We start from the raw sequence: 21,267 nt of genomic DNA, 5'->3' as shown, positions 1-21,267 counted from the left end.
CCCGGCCGGCCCCGCTCGACCGCTTCCGGTTCCCCCAGCCGGATCGCACTGTGCCGGTCGCGGAACATCACTGGAGGAACTGTGCGGAAGCTTTCAGCGGGTCTCGCCACCCTGGGCCTGACGCTGTCGCTGGCGGCCTGCGGCCAGAGTGCCAACGGAGTCGGTGACGGCGGGGACGGCAAGGACGCCAAAGGCGGTCTCGTCGGCATCTCGATGCCGACCAAGTCCTCGGAGCGCTGGATCAACGACGGCACCAACATGGTCGAGGAGTTCCGGGCCAAGGGGTACAAGACCGACCTCCAGTACGGCGACAACGTCGTGGAGAACCAGGTCTCCCAGGTGGAGAACATGATCACCAAGGGGGCCAGGCTGCTGGTGATCGCCGCCATCGACGGTTCCTCGCTCACCAACGTGCTCCAGCGGGCCGCCGACGCCCACGTCCGCGTGATCTCCTACGACCGGCTGATCCGCGGCACCGGGAACGTCGACTGCTACGCGACCTTCGACAACTTCAAGGTCGGTGTCCTCCAAGGCAGTTACATCGTCGACAAGCTCGGCCTCAAGGACGGCAAGGGCCCCTTCAACGTCGAGCTGTTCGCCGGCTCGCCGGACGACAACAACGCCGCGTTCTTCTACAACGGCGCGATGAGCGTCCTCAAGCCGTACATCGACAGCAGGAAGCTGGTCGTGCAGAGCGGTCAGACCACCCTGGAACAGACCGCCACGCTGCGCTGGGACGGCGGTCTCGCCCAGTCCCGGATGGACAACCTGCTCAGCAAGTCGTACACCAACGCCCGCGTCGACGCCGTGCTCTCCCCCTACGACGGCATCTCGATCGGGATCATCTCCTCGCTCAAGGGCGCCGGCTACGGCGCGGGCCGGCCCCTGCCCGTCGTCACGGGCCAGGACGGCGAGCTGGCCTCGGTGAAGTCGATCATCGCGGGCGAGCAGACCCAGACCGTCTACAAGGACACCCGCCAACTGGCCAAGGCCGCGGTCCAGATGGGCGACGCGCTGCTGTCCGGCGTCAAGCCCGAGGTCAACGACACCCGTCAGTACGACAACGGCGTCAAGACCGTACCGGCGCAGCTGCTCCAGCCGGTCAGTGTCGACAAGGACAACTACCGGAAGGTCCTGGTGGACAGCGGCCAGTACACCGCGGACCAGCTCAAGTAGCCCACGGGCCCGACCCACGGGTCCGCGACGCCGAACCGGCGGTGCGGGCGCCCGGGAGACCGCCCGGCACCGCACCGCCCCGACGATACGGATGCACAACCATGGCCCGACCCGTTCTCGAGATGCGGTCGATCAGCAAGACGTTTCCCGGCGTCAAGGCGCTCTCCGAAGTCAACCTGACCGTCGCCGCCGGAGAGGTGCACGCCGTCTGCGGTGAGAACGGCGCCGGCAAGTCCACTCTGATGAAGGTGCTCAGCGGGGTCCACCCCCACGGCAGCTACGAAGGCGAGATCCGCTTCGAGGGCGAGCCCTGCCGGTTCCGGTCCATCCGGGCCAGCGAGGAGCGCGGCATCGTGATCATCCACCAGGAACTCGCGCTGGTGCCCTACCTGTCCGTCGCCGAGAACATCTTCCTCGGCAACGAGCACGCGACGCGGGGCGTGATCAGCTGGCACCGGACCCTGACCCACGCCGCCGACCTGATCCGGCGGGTCGGACTCGACGAGAGCCCGCACACCAGGATCGCCGATCTGGGCGTGGGCAAACAGCAGTTGGTCGAGATCGCCAAGGCGCTCGCCAAGAAGGTCAAGCTGCTCATCCTGGACGAGCCGACGGCCGCCCTGAACGACGAGGACAGCCGCAAGCTGCTCGACCTGATCCTCGCGCTCAAGGCGCAGGGCATCTCCTGCGTCCTCATCTCGCACAAACTGAACGAGATCGCCCGGGTCGCCGACTCCGTCACCATCCTGCGCGACGGGCGGACCGTCGAGACCCTCGCCATCGGCCCCGAGGGCGTCTCCGAGGAGCGGATCATCCGCGGCATGGTCGGCCGCGACCTGGAGCACCGCTACCCCGAGCGCACCCCGGCGGTCGGCGACGTCGCCTTCGAGATCGAGGACTGGAGCGTCCGGCACCCGATCGACCACCGGCGCACGGTGGTCGACGGCGTCTCGCTGAACGTCCGCCGGGGCGAGATCGTCGGCATCGCGGGGCTCATGGGCGCCGGCCGCACCGAACTGGCCATGAGCGTCTTCGGCCGCTCCTACGGGCGCTGGACGGGCGGCCGGGTACGGCTGGACGGCCGCGAGATCCGCACCCGGACGGTGCCCGAGGCGATCGGGCACGGCATCGCGTACGTGACCGAGGACCGCAAGCGGTTCGGCCTCGTCCTCGACGACGACATCACCCGGAACATCTCGCTGAGCGCCCTCGGCAAGGTCGCCCGGCGGGGCTGGGTCGACCGGCACGAGGAGGCGCGGGTCGCCGAATCGTTCCGGCGGACCATGAACATCAAAGCCCCCTCGGTGGTCACGCAGACCGGCAAGCTCAGCGGCGGCAACCAGCAGAAGGTCGTCCTCAGCAAGTGGATCTTCGCCGAGCCGGAGGTGCTGATCCTCGACGAGCCCACCCGGGGCATCGACATCGGCGCCAAGGCGGAGATCTACACGGTCATCGCCGAACTCGCCGCCCAGGGCAAGGCGGTCCTCGTCATCTCCTCCGAACTCCCCGAACTCCTGGGCCTGTGCGACCGCATCTACACCATGGCCGCGGGCCGGATCACCGGTGAGGTGAACCGCGCGGACGCCACCCAGGAATCCCTCATGCGCCTCATGACCATGAGTGCGGCATCCCCCGACAAGCAGGTGTGAGGCATGGCCCAGACCAAGACCACCCCGGACACCACGCCCAGCGGAGCGCGGACCGGCCCCTCCCCCTCGGCGGGCGCGGTGCTGGCCCGGGCGCTGCGCGGCAACCTGCGGCAGTACGGAATGCTGCTCGCGCTGGCGCTGATCGTGCTGCTCTTCCAGTTCTGGACGGACGGCATCCTGCTCCAGCCGCTCAACATCACCAACCTGATCCAGCAGAACGGCTACGTCCTCATCCTGGCCATCGGCATGATGATCGTCATCATCGCCGGGCACATCGACCTGTCGGTCGGCTCGCTCGCCGCCTTCGTCGGGGCGGCCGCGGCGGTGATGATGGTCGAGCACCGGATGCCCTGGCCCCTGGCGCTGACGGCCGGACTGCTGATCGGGGCTCTCGCCGGCGCCTGGCAGGGGTTCTGGATCGCCTATCTGGGGATCCCCTCGTTCATCGTCACCCTGGCCGGCATGCTGCTGTTCCGCGGCGGGACCCAGATCCTGCTGCACGGCCAGTCGGTGGCGCCGTTCCCCAAGGGCTTCCAGAACATCAGCAGCGGATTCCTCCCCGAGGCCGGCCCCCACACCGACTACCACAACCTCACGCTGCTGCTGGGCCTGGCGGTGCTGGCCGTGACGGTCGTGCAGGAGCTGCGCGGACGGCGGCGGGCCGCCTCGTACGGGCTGGAGCCGCTCCCGGCCGGGCTGTTCCTGCTGAAGCTCGGGGCGATCACCGCGGCCGTGGTCGCGTTCACGCTGCTGCTGGCCAGCTACCACGGCGTGCCGGTCGTCCTGGTGATCCTCGGCGTCCTGCTGGCCGGATTCGGCTACGTGATGCGCAACTCGATCCTCGGCCGGCACACCTACGCCATCGGCGGCAACGAGGCGGCGGCGCGGCTGTCCGGGGTGAAGAGCAAGCGGGTCGTCTTCCTGGCCTTCGTGAACATGGGCGTCCTCGCGGCCCTGGCCGGGATGGTGTTCGCCGCGCGGCTCAACGCCGGTACGCCGCAGGCCGGCATCAACTTCGAGCTCGAGGCGATCGCCGCCGCCTTCATCGGAGGCGCCTCCGCGAGCGGCGGTGTCGGTACCGTCCTCGGCGCGCTCACCGGCGGTCTGGTGCTCGGCGTGCTGAACAACGGCATGTCACTGGTCGGGGTGGGGACCGACTACCAGCAGGTGATCAAGGGTCTGGTCCTGCTGGCGGCCGTCGGCTTCGACGTCTACAACAAGCGCAAGGCCCAGGGCTGATCCCGTGGCGACGTGCACCGGACCGCACGGCTGTGCCAGCCTGGACACCATGTCGATCATCGCCACCGCCGCGGTGCTGCTCATCGCCGCCGTGCACCTCTTCATCATGGTCCTGGAGATGTTCCTGTGGACCGGCCCCAGGGCCCGGGCGGCGTTCGGGACCACCCCTGAGTTCGCCTCCGCGACGAAGACCCTCGCGGCCAATCAGGGGCTCTACAACGGCTTCCTCGCCGCGGGCCTGGTGTGGGGCGCCGTCGCCTCCGATCCGGTGGGCTTCCAGGTGAAGGTGTTCTTCCTGGCCTGTGTGGCCGTGGCCGGCGCGTACGGAGCCGCCACGGCCGGCCGGAAGATCGTCTTCGTCCAGACCGTTCCGGCCCTGGCCGCGCTGGCCCTGGTCCTGGCGGCCCGCTGACGCACGCCGCCGCACCGCCCGTGAGCCCGGCCGCTCCCCCGGCCGGGCTCACGCGTGCGCCGGGCGGTTCAGCCCGTCGGCAGGCCCGTCCGCGGCCGGCCGGCGGGGATCCCCTCGGCCTCGGGGGCGGCCGGCTTGCGCATCCCCTTCAGGACGACCACCAGGCCGCCGGCGGCCGCCCATGCCGAAGGCCATCACGGCACCGAGCGGGGCACCGAGCAGGACGGCGGGGGAACCGGAGAGGCCGTTCAGCCAGCCGGTCAGGACGTTCATCGCCGAGGCGATCGGCGAGCCGACCACCACGAACATCAGGCACAAGGTCCGCTCGCGCCTCGGGGGACCCTGACCCCGGGCGGGGCTCCACGGCCGAAAGCCGCTCCCGCGACCGGGATGTCGTACCGGTTCGCGGGAGCGGCTTTCCGTGCTGTTCCTGTCGCGCGCGTCAGCCCGGGTGGTGGGCGGGCGCCCGCTTCAGGGGGACGGTCAGGACGGGTCGCCGTACTGGAGGCCGCGTCCGTTGGTGCCGACGTAGACGCGGCCGTAGGTGTCGGGGTCGCCGGTGATGACGCCGACGCTTCCGATACCGCCCCACTGGTGCGCGTCGTCGTTGACGCGGAGCCAGGTGGCGCCCTGGTCGGTGGAGCGGAAGACGCCGGTGACGTCCTTCACGGTGCCGATCAGGTAGAGGGCCTGGTAGGAGGCGCCCGGTGCGGCCTTGCCGAAGCCGAGGGCGGAGGCGGACCGCACCGTGGTGAGCGTGGTGAAGGTGCGGCCGCCGTCGGTGGAGTGCAGCAGCCCCTTGGCGCCCCCGGCGATCCACAGGTCGCCGGCGGCGCCGGGGACGGCCTTGAGCCGGCCGTCGGGCAGCTGGGTGGCGCGGGTGGTGAAGGTCGCGCCGCCGTCGGTGCTGGCGTAGAGCGTGCCACCGGCCAGTGAGTAGAAGGTCCTGGCCGAGGAGCGGTCGGCGACGACCACGGCGTCCGTGCCCAGGCCGCTGACCTTCGACCAGCTCGCCCCCCTGTCGGTCGAGCGGTACGGGACCTGTCCGGCCTGGGTCCAGACGATGGCCGAGCCGTCCGCCGAGAGCGCCACGTGGCCGCTGTCGGCGCTGCCCACCGGCTCCGACGCGAAGCCGTTCCAGCTGACGCCGCCGTCGGTGGACCAGGCGCCGTCCTTCTCGCCGCCCTTGCCGACCCGGACCATCACCGCGGGGTTGGACTGGGCGAAGTCGATGCCGGTGCTGTTGGCCATCGTCGGGTTCTTCAGCCGGCCGGCGGGCACCTCGGTCAGGGAGCCGTGGCGGAATCCGCCCTGGTCGCCCATGGCCGTGATGACCTGGGCGCCGCCGGGCGGGGCGATCGCGTCCAGCAGTGCGGTCTCCTCCAGCCCCCGGGCACCCACGCTCCAGTGGCTGGTGCCGCCGCTGTCGGAGGCGTTGGCGTCCTTGCTGCGCAGGATGCCGCTGCCGGTGCCGTACAGCGCGTGCCCGGAGTCGAAGGGATCGATGGCCAGGGCGGTCATCCAGTGCCCGGTGCCGGTCCCGACGTAGGGAGCGGCGGAAGCGTCCCGTACCGAGGAGTCGGCCAGGGCCTTCCAGGTCGTTCCGCCGTCGGTGGTCCGGTAGATCTCGTCCTGCGGCCACCAGCGGTCGAGGGTGGTGACCATCACCGTGGAGGGCTTGCGCGGGTCGACGGCCAGACCGGAGAACCCGTAGCTGCCCTGGGACGGGGAAACGTTCTTCCACGCCCCGCCGGCCGGGGTGTGCTTCCACACCGAGCCCCCCGTCACGCCGTTGGGTCCCAGGGCGTTGGTGTAGGACACGTACAGCGAGCCGTCACCGGAGAGCACGCCGTGCTGCGGCAGCTGGCCGGTGGGCTGCCCGGGGACCGCCTGCCAGGTGCTGCCGCCGTCGGTGGAGCGGTACAGGGAGGTGGACTTGTCGGCGACGCCGACGTAGACCGTCCTGCTGCCGGCGGGGCCGTACGTCACGAAGGAGATGCCCGCGCCGCTGCCCGCCCCGTCCTTCACCGGGAAGGTGGAGACCTGGCTCCACGTCGCGCCGTGGTCGGTGCTGCGCCAGAGGCCGTTCTTACGGGTGCCCAGCAGCAGGGTGCCGTTGTCCGAGGGGTTGACCGCCAGCCGTTCTCCGGCCCCGCGGCCGTCCTCGTTGCCGCCCAGCTTGAAGGGGAGCTCGGTGCGCTGGAAGGTGCGGCCGCGGTCGGTGGAGCGCAGGATCGCGCCGTTGCCTGCCCAGTTGTTGGTGTAGGTGCCCGCCGCGAGGTAGAGCCGGCCCGGGTCGACCGGGTCGGTGGCCAGCGCGTCGATGCCCAGCAGGTTCCAGTCCTTCTCGCCGAGCCAGTCGGTCAGCGGGATCCACTGCTCGGCGCCGGTGTCCCAGCGGTAGGCGCCGCCCATGTCGGTCCGCGCGTACAGCAGGCCCTTCTCCCGCGGGTTGAACACCAGCCCGGTGACGTAACCGCCGCCCACCACCTGGGCGTTGCGCCACGTGTACGGTCCGGATCCGGGCGCCTTGCCGCCTGCCGCCTTCACCAGCTTCCACTGCTGGTTGGCGCTGCCGTGGCCGGGATACTGGATGACGGCCGCGCCATCGGCCGTGGAGCCTCCGGAGACGTCCAGGACCTGGCCGCTCTTGCGGGAGGTGAGGATGACGGCGTCGGAACCGCTCACCTCGTCGATCCGCCATTGCTGGGAGGTGGCGAAACTGTCGCTCTGCTGCTCGGCGGCGGCCGCCCGGCCGGTCGAGTCCCCCGCTATGCCGAGGACTTTGCCGCTGTTGCGGTTGACCAGCTCGTAGTAGCCGTCCCCGGTGGGGCGCAGCTTCCATTGCTGGTTGGCGGTGTTCTGGTCGGTCCACTGCTGGACGCGGGTGCCGTCGGCGGTGGAGAAGGCATTGACGTCCAGCACCTTGCCGCTGCGTACGGAGACCAGCCGGTAGTAGGCGTCGCCGTCGACCGTCGCGGCCTGCGAGTCGTCCTGGACGAACAGGAGGTACGGCACGAGGACGGCGGGCACGCCGAGCAGCAGTCCGGTGCCGGCCCAGCGACGGCGGTGACGCCCGCGGCGCCCGCCGTTGGTGGGGTGGTTCATGGTGAGGTGTTCTCCTTGCATGTCACCGTGGGACGGGCAGGTCAGCGCTGCAGGGTGAGGACACCCGGCCGGTACGGCAGTCGGTCGTAGGGGCCGCCCGCGGTCGGGGACTTGCCCTGGTAGAGGAACTGCAGGTGGCAGGGGTCGATGGTCATGGTCTGGTCGGGGTTGTCGCGGACCAGGTCACCGTGGCTGATGTCGTTGGTCCAGGTGGCACCGCTGTTCGCCTTGCCGGCGAAGGGGTTGCCCTCACTGCCTGCCTGCGGGGTCCACGGACCGTTCAGGCTGGAGGCCGTGAACGAGCGGAAGTAGCGGACCTGGTTCGCACCCCTGGCCTCGACGATCATGAGGTACTGGTTCTGGCCCTTGACCTTGTAGACCTGCGGCGCCTCGAACAGGTTGTCCGGCGTGTCGCTCATGACGGTCGTGTACGAGGAGCCGAAGTTGCCGGGGAAGTTCCCGATCGGCATGCTCGCCCGGTAGATCTTGCCGTTGTCACCCGCGAAGAACAGGTACATGTTCTTGTCGTCGGCGATCAGGGTCTGGTCGATCGGGCCGGTCGGGGATTCGGTGCGGGGGATGCTGCCGGTGAACAGCGGCTGCGGCGCGGACCAGCCGTTGGGGTTGGCCGGGTCGCTCGACGTGCGGTAGATGAAGGGCCACTGACCCCACTGGTACGCCAGCACCCAGATCTTCTTGGGTGCGAAGTAGAACAGCGTGGGCGCCACCGCAGGCTGGTTCATCCCGGTCTGGCCGGCCGACGCCATGTCCGACCAGTTCGTGAAGGGGGCGAACATCATCGAGTTGTAGGACGATCCCGAGAAGTTGGAGCCGTAGACCAGGTGCTTGCCGTTGTACGTCACGGTGGTGAAGTCCTTCAGCGAGGCCCACCCGTTCGCGGGCTGCGCCAGCGCACCGGTCGACGTCCATCGGTACGTCGACGGAAGGGCGCACGTGCCGCCCGTCGGCGCGGGCGTCGTCGGGGTCGGCGTTCCGGGGCCGGTCCACTTCTGGTTGGCGCCGGACCAGCAGGAGTGCAGCTGGATCCTGGTGCGGTTGGCGGTGCCCGCGCCGACGGCGTCGAGGCACAGCCCGGACTGGACGCCGGCGATCGTGCCGTCGGTGTTGATGTTCCACTGCTGGCCGGCGCCGCCGGTGCAGTCCTCGATGACCACCGCGGTGCCGTTGGCGGTGCCGTTGGCCTTGGCGCTCAGGCACTTGTTGCCGTACACCGTCAGCTGCTTGCCGGCGGTGTGGGTCCAGCGCTGGTTGGCCTGCCCGTTGCAGTCCCACAGCTGGGCCTGCGTGCCGTTGGCGGTGCTGGAGTTGTCGATGTCGATGCACCGGCCGGAGGCGACGCCCTTGATGGCCCCGGGACCGGTTCCGCCGGTGGCGCCGGGGGCGGCCTTGAGTGCGTTGACGACGGCGGTGTAGGCCGGCTTGGGCTTGCCCTTGTCGTCGAACAGCAGGGGGCTCTCGCCGCGACGCCAGGAATCGCTGTCACGGATGCCCCACACCGTGATGCCGGTGCACCGGGCCACGGACGTGCAGGCCTTGACCGTGTCGGCGTAGTGGGCGGGTGAGGCCTGGGCGATGTCCAGCTCGGTGATCTGCACGTCGACGCCGAGGGCGGCGAAGCTCGACAGGGTGGTCCGCAGGCTGGCCGGCGGGCCGCCGGGGCCGAAGTGGCTCTGGAATCCGACGCAGTCGATCGGCACGCCGCGGGACTTGAAGTCCTTGACCATGGCGTAGACGCCCTGGGTCTTGGCGTCCGACCAGTTCTCGATGTTGTAGTCGTTGTAGCAGAGCTTGGCCGCGGGGTCGGCCGCCCGGGCGGTGCGGAACGCCTCCTCGATGAAGCCGTTGCCCAGCACCTTCTGGAACACCGAGTCGCGGTGCTGGGTGGAGCCGTCGGCGAACGCCTCGTTGACCACGTCCCAGGCGTAGATCTTGCCCTTGTAGTGGGTCATCAGGGCGGTGATGTGGTTGTTCATCACGCTGCGCAGCGTGTTCGCGTCGCCGATCGATCGGACCCAGGCCGGGAGTTGCGCGTGCCAGACCGCGGTGTGGCCGCGCAGGCGCTGGCCGTGTGCCGTGGCATGGCCGACGATCCGGTCGGCGGAGCCGAAGGTGAAGGTGCCGCGGGACGGTTCGGTGGCGTCCCACTTCATCTCGTTCTCCGGGGTGATCACGTTGAATTCCCGGTCCAGGATGGTGGAGTACGCCGAGTCGCCCAGCCTGCCGGCGGCCACGGCGGTGCCGAAGTACCTGCCCGAGGGGGCCGCCTGGGTGCCCAGGGGTGTCGCGGCTCCGGCGGAGCTGGGCAGGAGCGTCACGACGCCCGCCACCAGCGCCGCGGCCGCCAGTGCCGTCGTCACCGTCCGGCGCGGCCGGGTCAGCCGGTGTGTGCCCTTCATGATTCACCTCGGGGGTCGCGGTTCGCCTTGGGTGCCGCGGTCGTCGTCCGCGGGCCGGGCGCCGGGGGGTGGTGGATGTGTCGTCTCATCGGGGGGGCTTTCTTCAGGCGATACGTACGGGAAGCCGGGGGAGCCTTACGCGCCGTCACGTCGTGGTGGTGCGGCGGAAAGGAAACCCCACGAAGTGGAGGCTTCCGAGCGCGTGGCCTCGTAACGAAAAAGTCGTCCCGCCCGGAGGATTTCCGGGTGATGCATCTCGCAGCCGGAAAGTGTTATGACGAGCCGCGCTCCCTGGTCGTCCCCGGGAAAAGGAGGCCGCGCTGACGCCGGTGAGGGTTCTCGGAAGTTTCTCCGGCAGCCTGTCGGGCGAGGGCCGGCCGAGCGATCAGCCTTCGGGCCGGGCCGGGTGCGGGCGTACCCGAGGAGCGCGTGTCAGCCCTGGGACTTGCGCACGATGAAGGAAGCCTGTCCGGCGAAGGCCCGGGTGCCGTCGGAGCCGTCGAGCCAGATGCCGCCGTCGCGGTGGCGGATGACCGATCCCGGGTAGTTGTGCGCGTGCAGGGTCACCGACCCGGCAGCCGCCGCGGGGCGCGGACAGAAGGTGGCGTCCTCGCGGAAGAGTGCGCTGCCGTCGTCGGTGCTCAGCCGGAGGCGCAGCTCACGGTGGCGCAGATAGCGGCCGTCGGCCGCGCGGAAGGTCACGCATCGTGTGTCGGCCAGTCCCCGGACGACCGTGAAGGTGATCCGCTGCCGGGCCTGCGCGCTGCTGGAGGCGGAGACCCGGCCGAGCGTCGCGAAGTCGTCGGCGTACGAGAGGTACAGTCCCGGTTCGTCCACGGACTCCAGCGACTGCGCGCCCAGCGGAACGGTGCCCGCGACGGCGGACGGACTCACCTGGGACGGTGACGGGGACGGGGTCGGGGACGGTCCGGCTGACGCGGTGCTGCGCGACGGGACCGGCGCGGGACCGCCGGCCGTGGGGGCGGCGGTGACGCCGGGCTCCCGGTGCGCCGGTTCGGGCCAGGCGGCGTAGGTGGCGGCCCCGGCGATGAGCACCGCGCCGGTGGCGAGGCTCACCAGCGGATGAGCGGTCACCACGGGCAGCTTTCCCATCAGCGCGCCGGGCAGACCGCCTCCCCCCGTCGCCGTGCCGGCGGCGGCGGGTGCCATGGCGAGCCCGGCGGAGCTCGCGGCCGCACCCGACAGCAGGCCCTTGGCGGCCAGCGCGGCGACGAGCCCGGCCGGGACGGCCAGCGGTGTGAGGGTGAGCAGCAGCAGCTCGTCGGCAGGGACCCGCTGCGTCGTCGTGGCCCCGCAGACCGGGCAGTCGCGGGTGTGCCGGGCGATCCGCTTGCGCCACACCGAGACACGGTCGCCGTCCCAGCCGACGACGGTCTCGTCCAACCCCGGACAGCGCGGGTCGGCCTCCAGCGCGGCGACGATCGTCCGGCTCAGGTCGAGCTGCTCGCGCATGCGCTGCAGGCGCACTCCGACGTGGGCCGCGGTGAGCCCGGTCGCGGCGGCGATGTCGTCACGGCTCAGCAGGCCGGCGCACTCCTGCCACCACAGCGACAGCAGCACCCGGTGGTCGGGGTCGAGCCACCGGCCGGCTTCGACGACCCGGCGCCGCTCCTCCGACAGGTGCAGACGCAGCATCGTCGCGTCCTCGGGTTCGGCGCCGGCATCCGGTATCCGGAGCGCCTCGTCGATGACCGCGGTCCGGTCGGCGAAGGCGCGTTGCCGCTGCCAGTGCGTGGTGATCTGGCGGAGCGTGATCGCCACCAGCCAGGACCGGAAGCTCTCGGGGGTGCGCAGGGCGGGCAGGTCGCGCACCACGCGCAGCAGGGTCTCCTGGACGACGTCGTCGGCGTCGGCGTCCGCGCTCAGGGCCCGCCGGACGATGTTGTAGACCAACGGCAGGTAGGCGGCGATCAGCTCCTCGCGCGCCCGGTCGTCACCGGCCTGCGCCGCGACGACCAACGCGGCGTGGTCCGCATCCATGAGCCCCATTCCCACCTTCCTCCGCGCAGCCGTCCGCCGAGCACGGCGTCACACCCTAGCCCCCAACGGTATGCGGCCAAAGCCGGTGCCCTGAGCCACCGTTCGCCCCGGAAGCGGATGGCTGGGTGCCAAAGCCGCCGCCCTTGCACCAGCCCCGCCGGCACCACGAAAACCGTGCGCCGCACCCCACGGCCTACGGCATCACGTGATGATCAGCGCACTCGACCCCGGGGCTTCAGATGAGTCGGCGGGAGTTCCGGCGCCGGAAGCGGAGGGCCGTCGTAGCCCTTGACCTCGCCGAAGCGGGTGCCCTTCATCCAGTCCTCGCGGGCCTGGGCGATGTCTTCGTGGGAGCGGCCGATCCAGTTCCAGAACCATTGGATCTCTGAGCATTTCCGCAGGTCAGAGCATCACGAGTCTCTGGAAGTAAGCAAAAGTCAGCATCCGTGCCTCGCTCAGCGGCACGTTTTCGCCGAAACATGACCACGCAACAGGCACTCGAACGATGAGCCCAGCCGCTCGTCGTATCCGCCGTCACCACCGAGTTCACGTGGTGTGTCATCGGGAAGGGATGGAAGACTCAGCGGGCGCGGGCCTCTAGCAGTAGACCTGGGGCCGTTCCCTAAGCTCGCATCGTCAGGTCCGCCTGCCGGGCTCGGCCTGGTGAACGAGGGCTCCCGACCCATCCGACTCCCGAGCCCTCCCACAAACTCCCATCACACCCGGATCCCACCGCCCAGCGGGGCGAGGCGCACCAAGATCCGGACCAATTCTGGACCAGACCTCTCCAAAGAGCCGTTCCGCCCATCGTTTTCGCTGGTCAGCGCAGGTGCTGCTGCTGTACCAGCAACAGACCAAGAATTTGTTGGCCCTTCCTGACAGGCATCGTCGTCGCCCGTGGTCGCAGGCTGGAGGTCTCCCCCCTTCCGCCTCCGGCGGCGATCACTATGCGCACCAGCGTCGGTCCTGGCCGGATCTACCACCGCTGTGGCTGCAGAAATGCCCAGCACCGCCATCGGCGCACACTGCCTCCACCTGGCCACCCACAGCCGACACGGCGCCTGGGGCTTCGCCGTCGACGTTCCCACCGCCGACCGCCGCCGCACTCACGGTCCGCCGCCGTGGATTCGCCACGCACCCCTCTCGGTACGGTGTCCCGGCGGCGTCTGCGGGCCGGTCACAGCTGGCCGCACCTGCCCGCTCGCCCCCGACCCTGCCCCGTCTCGCCGGCCTTTCACGCCGCTCACTGCGCGAGGTCCCCGACGCCGATCAGTCCACCTCAGCAGTCCATCGCGACAGGTCATAATTGGGGCGAGGCAGGGGGGCACATGAATCCGTCGTTTTCTAACCAGTTCAACGTCCAAGCGATGCTGGACGGAACCCGTCCCGTCCAGTTCGGAACGAACGTACTGGCGGGTCTCGTTGCGGGGATAGACAGCCTTCGGAAGGATCTCGAGCAGCAGCCGCGGTCGCGCAGCTTGGGGCCAGCCATGCTCGGAGCCTTCATGTGGGTAGACGACGCCGAGCTGCTTCAGCGTGTCGCCGAGTTTCCCTCGGCGTGTGTGGTCGTGAGCAAGCAGCAGCGCGGCAAGCACCAACAGGAGCGGCTGCGCAAGGTGGCAGAGGCCGTGTGCGACGCTGCTGGCTTTCCTACTCGTGCCCTGCCGGAGCTGGAGGAACTGCGCCCCCGGCAGGACGGCGCAGCGCCAGTCGTTGGGCCGTGGTCGTTGCCGGAGCAGATCCGGCTCTCCGCTGTGCGCACGCTGGGCTACCGCAAGGACGGTAAGCACCTGGTCCCGATCCTCCACACCAAAATGCTTCTCCTGGGTGAGCTGTGGTGGCACGACGAGGATCCTCTGGGAGGTGTGGCCGATGTCGTCGGCTTCACGCCTCAACGGCTCTGGCTGGGAAGCGCGAACGGCACGGAAAGCTCCCGCCGTAGCCTGGAGTTCGGACTCTGGATAGACGATCCGGTCTTGATGAAGGCAGCGCAGACGTTCCTGGTCGAGGTGCTGGCACAGTCCGAGGAGCTGGATCCGGACAGTGACGACCTGACGCCCGACCTCATGGTGCCGGACTACGACGACGAGGCCATGTGGGAAGCAACGGCTTCGTTCGCCGGCGATGAAGATGAGAGCGCCGACTCCGAGCCCGGCTCGTGAGCAGCACGGGCGAAGTCGTTGCCGTTGGCTCGCCGCGCTTCACCCTGCACACATTGGGGTGGCGGGCCTTTCAGGACCTGTGCGCGGCCGTGCTGCGCGAAGTGTGGGGGCAGTCCGTGCAGGCGTTCGCCGACTCCAATGACGGAGGTCGGGACGGTGCCTTCTACGGCACCTGGAGATCACCGGATGGACCTGGGCCCCTCGGCGATGTCCCGGCAGGGCCGTTCGTTCTCCAGTGCAAGCACTCCAAGAAGGCCGATGCCACGCTGTCCCCGTCGGAGCTGGACGACGAGTTCACCAAGGTCGCCGCGTTGGTCGAACGCGGTGTGTGCGGAACGTGTGTGCTGCTGACCAATGCACGGGTTACCGGCACCTCCGAGGAAGAGATTCGCCACGACTGTGTGCGTCCGGGGTCGCGCATCCACTGGTCCTCGATGGACAGTGGCTCAGCGACATGATCGCCTCGCACCGCGGTCTGCGGATGTTTGTTCCCCGTGTCTACGGACTCGGCGATCTTTCACAGATCCTCGACGAGCGCGCCTACGCCCAAGCCACCCTCCTCATGGCATCCGCGCCCGAGCAGGTGGCCACGTTCGTCGTCACCAGCGCCTACCGGAAAGCAGCCCGCGCCCTGCGCGACCACGGCTTCGTGCTGCTCCTCGGCGACCCTGCCGTCGGCAAATCCGTCATCGCACTGATGCTGGCCATCAGCGCCGCCGACAACTGGGGCTGTCCGGCCGTCAAGGCCCGGACCTCGGAGGACCTCGTCCAACGCTGGAACCCGCATGAGAGGGAACAGTTCTTCTGGCTCGACGACGCGTTCGGTGCGGTCCGTCACGAAGAACACCTCACCCATGCCTGGGCGCGCGATCTGCCCCACGTCATGAGTGCGATCAAGAACGGCGCCCGGGTGGTACTTACCTCCCGCAGCTACATCTACAACGAAGCCCGGCCCCTGCTGAAGACGTACGCCTACCCCCTCCTGCACGAGCAGCACGTCACCGTTGATGTCGCCGAGCTCACCCGCACGGAGCGCCAACAGATCCTCTACAACCACATAGCCGCCGGCGACCAGCCCAACGACGTACGAACGCAGATGAAGCCGCATTTGGAGGCTGCCTCTGATGCCGCCCCCTTCCGCCCTGAGGCCGCTCGCCGGCTGGGGCTCGCGGCATTCACACGCGGCCTGCCGCTGACCCGGCAGGGAATCACGACGTTCATGGTCGAGGCCCAGCAACTTCTCAGCGATGTCTACGACCAACTCGACCCCCACGCCCAAGCAGCACTCGCACTCACCTACGCAACCGCCAAAGGCAAGAAGACAGTGCCCGGCCTGCCCAACCCCATCGACCTCGATGCCGCCGACCGGGACATCATCGAGAGGGCCGGCTCGACACCGGCCGGGGTCAGCAAGGCCCTCGGCGCAGTGACCGGGACCTTCCTTCGCCTCACCACGTCCCCCGAAGGCCAGTCCTACTGGACGTTTCATCACCCCACCCTCCGCGAAGGATTCGCGGCCTGGTTGACCACCCAACCGCACCTTCTTCCCTTGATCCTCATGGGAATGGACGACCAGGCCCTTCTGACACGAACCGACTCCCCCGGCCGGGCCAGCGAACAACGCCAGGGCACCCTGCTGCGAGTTCCGCCATCGCTCTACCGGGAGGTCGCCCGCCGAATTGCTGTGCTCCGCCAGCAACCTCGCGGTCGCCTCGAGCCTTGGCAGCGGCATTACGACCGGCAGCAGGCCGTACGGGCGTATCTGGTACACAACAGCTGTGATGCCTTCCTGCGCGCTTACACACAGGAAGATCCACAGGTCTACGAAGAATTCCTGGCATTCGACTCGCCTGCGGAGCACGACTCCCGGACCACCCTACTCGGCAAACTTCACCAGGCCGGTTGCCTACCCGAGGAGATTCGACAACGTGCCGTGGCTCGGATGAAAGAGCTTGCCGTGTCCAGCCCCGACGCCGCCTGGATCGAAGACGAGGACTGGCAGAAGAAGGTCTGGAGCATGCTCCTCACGGAGAAGGACCGCGAGGAGCTGTTCACACACGTCCGCCAAGATCTCCTACCCCGCCTGTGGAGCCTGGTCGACGGCTGGCTCAAGGATGCCACCGGGGACGACGACGACCCCGTCGACACTGCCTTGTTCTGGTACAGCAGGGCCTTCGAACGTCGAGATGACTTCGATGTTGCAGCAGACTTCGACGCAGCGGGCGAGATGTACAACGACGAGCGGCGATCGCGGCCACCGAGCAGCAGCAGTTGGACGCCTAGCAGCGGAGGTCAGTCAGACGATCTACGGGCAGGAGCCACCCGCACAGACTCCAGCCGCAGCCTTTTCGACGACATCGACCATTAGCGTCGGATCACCGCCCGGTGGCCCGTTGGGCGCTCGCAGGTCGGCCCTCATCGTCGCCGCAGCGGTAGACCGGATGAGTCTGCCGTGCGCGCGTTACGGCGATGGGCCGATCACCGCCGCACCCTTGAGGCCATGGCCTGGAAGCACCGCACCAACTCCCCTTGGCGGGAACTGCTCGACAAGCTCGGCCCGTTCCAGACCGCCCACAAGCGGCTGATCCGGTGGGGAGTCGACGGCACCTGGGAGACGAGCCTGGGAGTGGACGGGGGGTTGGCCACCGGCATGATCGGGCGCCGGGGGCCGGAGTCAGCCGCCTGTTCGTTGCGGGCGGGTGAGGCCGTGGCCGGAGAGATGCAAGGAGATTCATCGGTGAGCTGGCACGAGCACCACGACAGGCAGTTTCTGCGGCTGCGGGCGAGGGAGCCCGAGGTCGCGGCTTGGGCTGCAAGGAGGCGGATGCCGGTCGGGGCGCTGGACGGCGTGGGTGTTCTTCTGGATGCCGAGGCTCCTGCCTGTCACCTCTGGTGGATACCGGACGGTCCCATGCTGGAGCCTCGGGAGATGTACCTGGCGGTGGTGTACTGGCAGTGCGGTCACTGCGCGATCTGCGGGTCGCCGTACAACTACCGGCGCGCGGTGCGGGACTTCGACCCGGTCACGAGGTATGAGCGCGGCATGCTGTGTCCAGACTGCAAGGCTGACGTGGACTCGGGTAGGGGTGATCGGAGGCTGCGCCTGTATCGCGAGCTGCCGCCGGCTGCGATCCTCGGCGTGGTCAGTCGGAGGGTCGGACTCGACGAGCGGTGGCAGCGGCTCGGTGTCGCCGAGCAGGATCACCGCCGGGAGCAACGTCTTGCGGCTGCACGGGCCGCGAGCATGACCGATGTCCGGCTCACCGAGTTGCACGAGCGAATGGCTCGGGTGGGCCTTCCCGACGCGAACTACGACACGCACTGCGGGTGCGGTCCATCGGTCACCTGTGCGGCTCGCTGCATCGAGTCCCGGAAGTGGCGGAAGGCCGCTGTCGAATCAGGGATTGTCTCCAGCGACGAGGACATCGAGCGGCTGGATGAGACATACCGGTGGGCATCCGAGAGGGCGGCGCAAGGGCGTGGGAGGAGGGATCCCCTGACTCCGGTGGTCTCGCCACCGCTGGACTCGCTGAGCGATGTGGATGGGCTGGATGGGCGGCTGTTCGAGCAGTTTGTCGCCGAGCTGCTCCGCCAGAGTGGGGCTGAGGTCGTCCAGGCGTGGGGTGGGGCGAACGACAGAGGGGCGGACATAATCGCCGTCCTGCCCATCTACGGCCGGGTGGTGGTGCAGTGCAAGCACAGGTCGACGGGACGGCCGGTGACGCCGGACGAGATGTACTCCTTGAATGGGACGGCCCGGCCGGAGCACGGCGCGGACACCGTGATGATGGTGACGAACTCGACGTTCACCTCGAAGGCCATGCAGTTCGGGATTCGCCATGGGATCTACCCCGTGGACGGCTACGAGCTGGGTCGTTGGGCGTTCGGAGGGTGGCCTCTGCGCTCTGTCCTCGCCGTGATCGCCGAGCACCCTGATTGGCCGAAGGACGATCGCGAGGAAGGCGCGGACGAGCCGGCTCCCACACTTCCGGACCATCCGTAGCCACATCGCCCTCTTCAACACTCAGAGCTAGGCGTGGACGGGTGATCATGGCTGTCGTGGAGGCCTCATTGCGAGCTCGAAGGGAAGGCCTGACTCGGCAACGAGCTCGCCGAACAAAACGCCTGTCTCATCACAAGGGCGGACCAATCTCTTCGGCAGAAGAGAAGCCTCACGAGGGCCAAGGTCGCACGGCTCCGGATCCCCGTTCTGCGAGAGCTGCGCCTTCCCCGTCCAGCCGCCCTTCCGATGCGTGACCGCTTCATCGACCGGAAAACCCGCGCTACCAGCGACGATACACCTCTCGAAGCAGCGCCCCCTGGAGAGAATCTGAGGAGAGCGAGGCTCCCTTGGAGAGCGTCTGGGGAGAACCGAATGCCTGAGAGGGCTGCAAGACGAAAGCACCTGAGACACTCCTCCGGCCGCTCACAGTGCCTCATCGACCGATTCCCGCGGGTCAGTGCCCCAAGGGCGACGGCTTCAAGAAGATTTCCTCATTCTCCGGCGGACGAAGCTTGAGTGACGTTCAGCACCGAAATCAGCAGGGCTGCGTCATTGTCGCCAGCGTCTGCTGCACGGCGGAGGACCTTGCGGAGGTAGGGCTGGTCTGCGGGGTCGGTTAGCACCGTCGCGAGTGCGATCGCCGCATTGGGGTCACCTGCTTCAGCGGCCGCCTTCCACTGCGCGGTGGCTTCCTCCTTGCGGTCTGTCTGGCTGAGCACGTCGCCGAGTTGGAATAGGGCCTCCTCGTGCCCTTCCGCTGCCGCCCGGCGAAAGAAGTCTTCGGCCTCGGTGAGGCGCTTCTGCCCCTTGAGGAGGAGGGCCAGGTTGTACAGGGCGCTGGTGATTCCGGCATCGGCGGCTTCCCGGTAGAGCGACTCAGCAGGCTCCGGGCGATCACCGTCCCGATGGAGGTTCGCCAAGTTGAAGCAGGCGCGGGCATCACCCGTGTCGATCGCGCGACGGTACCAGTGGGTTGCCTGCAGCAGGTTTCCCTTCGTCTTCGCTGCATTGGCCAGGCAGAACATCGCCTCTCCATCACCCGTCTCCGCGGCCTCCCGTAGCAAGGGTTCCGCCTCGGTCCACCGGTCCTCTGCAAGGAGCAGCATCCCCCAGTTGACCAGTCCGCTTGCCTCCCCGGCGGCGTACGCGCGCGCATACGCGGCCTTGGCCTCGTCAGCTCGCCCGAGCTCGTCCAAGAGCACTCCAAGGTTGTACTCGGCGTCAGGGGCGCCAGCCAGGGCAGCGCTCCGCAGACAGGTCTCGGCGCAGGCGTACTCGCCCCTGTCCTTCATCAGCAGCCCGAGGTTGTTCCAAGCCTTCGTCTGCCCTCGTGCACCCGACTTCCGGTATGCCTCTTCGGCTTCTTCGTGGCGGCCTGTTTTGCACAGCAGGTTGCCGAGATTCATCAGGACCACTGCGTCGTCGGGGTTTGCTCGGGTCCGGAACACATGCTCTGCTTCCTCGTGCCGGCCCAGGTCATCCAGTGCGACACCAAGGTTGTTCGCTGCCTCGTCGAGGCCGGCGTCGGCGAGTGCTCGCCACAGGAACACGCCGATGGAAGGGGCGTGAATGCCGGCATTGAGCGCCACCTTGAACATGTCGTCCAGATCGCCGGCGGCCCCGAGCGCCTGGAACCAGGTGAACGGGTGGACAGTGATGCCCTCCACGTCGGCAGCGGCGGCCAGCTGGGGATGGGCCATCCAAGCGTCCTCGCCCGCCGGCATCAGCATGCTGCTGACGCCAAAGCGCACTTTGCCGGCCCAGGACAATGCGTCATCGGCCAGTTCGGGCCGCAGTACGGGACCGCCGCTGTCGGCGAGATAGGGTAGGTGGGCTTTGAGGAGCAGCGAGGTGGGCAGCGGGCCTGCGAGGCCGACCCGGAGGAGGTCGATACCGGCCCGGATCAGTGCAGCCCCCCGCGGCTGCCCGCCCGCCCGGTCGGCCAGCTTCAGTTCCTGCCACAGCCAGGGTCCAGTGGCCAGGCATTCGGCAACTCCGATGGCCGGGTCCGCCCGCGCCGCCTGGACGACTCGTGAGTCCGGCGCCGCAGCTGCCCGCTGGCGCTCGGCTAGGCTCCAGCGCCGATCGAGAACAAGGGTCTGCATCTGACGCAACACGGGCGATCCGTGCCAGTGTTCGTGGGCGGACGCGTCGAGCGTGGCCAAGACGATGGCCCTCGCGCGGCGCAATTCGCCGAGGCCGTGTGGCGTGAGGCAACGGCCGTCCTCTAGGTAGCGGTGCAACTTGTCGAGCCACAAGACGCAGGGCTCCGCTGCCGCAACGATGCCTGGGATCAACAACGGGACGTCTCCGGGCTGCACGGGGTGCACCAAGCGGTGGCCCGGCAGCTCCGCGCGTAAGGCTTCGTAGAGTGTTCGGGTCTTGCCCGCAGCGGAATCACCCACGATCACGAGCGCTCCGCCTGACTCAGCCGCCGCCTGCATCCGCTCTCGCACGACAGGATCGATGTCACGCGCTACATAGGGAGGCACGTCACCGTTTTCGGGCACGGCGAGGCCGGTATCGATCGGGCTGGTGTCCGCCACCCGAGGCCAGTTCAGCAGGGCGGCCAACGGGGCTTCGGGCTGGAACAGGGCTTCGATGGCAGGGTGCTGGTAGGAGTTGGTGTTGAGCCAGTTCAGATCGTGGCAGTCCAGTGTGAAGGGGAAGCCGTCGCGGAGTCCATCGAACCAGTCCCACTCATTCGGGGTAAGACGGAGTGGTACGACGAGAGTCCAACGCGTGGGCTCGCCCTCAGCCGCTCGTTTCAGTGATCGCTCCACCTGACGGCGCTGGACCGGCTTCAGACGCCCCGTGAAGCTCTTCACCTGGAAGACATGGCGTCCGCCTCCCTGTAGTAGAAGGACGGCGTCCTCCCCTCGATCACCGCCGGAACCGTCAACATGCCTAAGGCCGGGATAGACCATGGCGAGGAGCGTCGTCACGCCCTCTTCGAACGCCTGCCGTCCCCTGGCGAGCTCTTCCCAACGCGGCCGCACACCCATCGACCCAGTGTGCCGCGATCTCGACAAGGCGCACTGCTGGATCGGAGGATTCACCGGTGCAGTACTTGCCCGTTGCGGGAGGATTCGTTGCCAGC

Annotated in this window: 12 protein-coding genes and 1 pseudogene; 8 read left to right on the top strand and 5 right to left on the bottom strand. The window is 68.8% G+C overall.

Annotation, left to right across the window (positions count from 1 at the left end; all coding sequences use genetic code 11):
* Positions 1-81 precede the first annotated feature (81 nt).
* From chvE to AB0D45_RS08150, 4 genes are all read left to right on the top strand, one after another.
* On the top strand, positions 82-1,176 hold the full coding sequence (gene chvE, locus AB0D45_RS08165; RefSeq protein WP_362456001.1) for a multiple monosaccharide ABC transporter substrate-binding protein: 1,095 nt from the start codon (positions 82-84) through the stop codon (positions 1,174-1,176).
* 101 nt (positions 1,177-1,277) lie between these two features.
* Positions 1,278-2,825, top strand: a complete 1,548-nt coding sequence (gene mmsA / locus AB0D45_RS08160; RefSeq protein ID WP_362455999.1) for a multiple monosaccharide ABC transporter ATP-binding protein — start codon at positions 1,278-1,280, stop codon at positions 2,823-2,825.
* A 3-nt stretch (positions 2,826-2,828) separates the two neighbouring features.
* Positions 2,829-4,064, top strand: a complete 1,236-nt coding sequence (gene mmsB, locus AB0D45_RS08155) for a multiple monosaccharide ABC transporter permease (RefSeq protein ID WP_362455997.1) — start codon at positions 2,829-2,831, stop codon at positions 4,062-4,064.
* Between the two features lie 49 nt (positions 4,065-4,113).
* Positions 4,114-4,476 carry a DUF1304 domain-containing protein gene (locus AB0D45_RS08150; protein WP_361597313.1) on the top strand — a complete coding sequence of 121 codons (363 nt, stop codon included), beginning with the start codon at positions 4,114-4,116 and terminating at the stop codon, positions 4,474-4,476.
* 483 nt (positions 4,477-4,959) lie between these two features.
* On the opposite strand, the gene AB0D45_RS08145 is transcribed toward AB0D45_RS08150, so the two are convergent.
* The 4 genes and pseudogenes from AB0D45_RS08145 to AB0D45_RS08130 form a co-directional block, all read right to left on the bottom strand.
* Positions 4,960-7,584 carry an RICIN domain-containing protein gene (locus AB0D45_RS08145; protein ID WP_362455995.1) on the bottom strand — a complete coding sequence of 875 codons (2,625 nt, stop codon included), beginning with the start codon at positions 7,582-7,584 and terminating at the stop codon, positions 4,960-4,962.
* Positions 7,585-7,625: 41 nt separating this feature from the next.
* Positions 7,626-10,001, bottom strand: a complete 2,376-nt coding sequence (locus AB0D45_RS08140) for a non-reducing end alpha-L-arabinofuranosidase family hydrolase (RefSeq protein WP_362455993.1) — start codon at positions 9,999-10,001, stop codon at positions 7,626-7,628.
* A gap of 432 nt (positions 10,002-10,433) precedes the next feature.
* Complete coding sequence (locus AB0D45_RS08135) at positions 10,434-12,011, bottom strand: sigma-70 family RNA polymerase sigma factor (RefSeq protein WP_362455991.1); 1,578 nt, start codon at positions 12,009-12,011, stop codon at positions 10,434-10,436.
* Positions 12,012-12,214: 203 nt separating this feature from the next.
* A pseudogene (locus tag AB0D45_RS08130) lies at positions 12,215-12,388 on the bottom strand (pirin family protein); the annotation flags it as partial.
* Positions 12,389-13,330: 942 nt separating this feature from the next.
* On the opposite strand from AB0D45_RS08130, the gene AB0D45_RS08125 reads away from it, so the two are divergent.
* The 4 genes from AB0D45_RS08125 to AB0D45_RS08110 all read left to right on the top strand — a co-directional run bounded on the left by AB0D45_RS08125 (position 13,331) and on the right by AB0D45_RS08110 (position 18,167).
* Positions 13,331-14,164 carry a hypothetical protein gene (locus tag AB0D45_RS08125; protein WP_362455989.1) on the top strand — a complete coding sequence of 278 codons (834 nt, stop codon included), beginning with the start codon at positions 13,331-13,333 and terminating at the stop codon, positions 14,162-14,164.
* The gene (locus AB0D45_RS08120) at positions 14,161-14,622 is read left to right on the top strand and encodes a restriction endonuclease (protein ID WP_362455987.1); all 462 of its coding nucleotides are present in this window, start codon (positions 14,161-14,163) and stop codon (positions 14,620-14,622) included. Before AB0D45_RS08125 ends, AB0D45_RS08120 begins: the two co-directional genes overlap by 4 nt.
* Positions 14,619-16,532, top strand: coding sequence for a hypothetical protein (locus AB0D45_RS08115; protein ID WP_362455985.1), 1,914 nt, complete (start codon positions 14,619-14,621; stop codon positions 16,530-16,532). The genes AB0D45_RS08120 and AB0D45_RS08115 overlap by 4 nt, the downstream gene beginning before the upstream one ends.
* A gap of 84 nt (positions 16,533-16,616) precedes the next feature.
* Positions 16,617-18,167, top strand: a complete 1,551-nt coding sequence (locus tag AB0D45_RS08110; protein ID WP_362455983.1) for a restriction endonuclease — start codon at positions 16,617-16,619, stop codon at positions 18,165-18,167.
* A 491-nt stretch (positions 18,168-18,658) separates the two neighbouring features.
* Here AB0D45_RS08110 and AB0D45_RS08105 read toward each other — a convergent pair whose 3' ends face one another.
* Entirely contained in the window at positions 18,659-21,172 is a 2,514-nt protein-coding gene (locus AB0D45_RS08105; protein WP_362455981.1) for a tetratricopeptide repeat protein, read from the bottom strand.
* Positions 21,173-21,267 lie beyond the last annotated feature (95 nt).

The organism is Streptomyces sp. NPDC048352 (assembly GCF_040651895.1).
In the GTDB taxonomy this organism is placed as follows: domain Bacteria; phylum Actinomycetota; class Actinomycetes; order Streptomycetales; family Streptomycetaceae; genus Streptomyces.
Note: the sequence above shows the minus strand (reverse complement) of the source record. Positions and strands in the feature narration are given on the sequence as shown.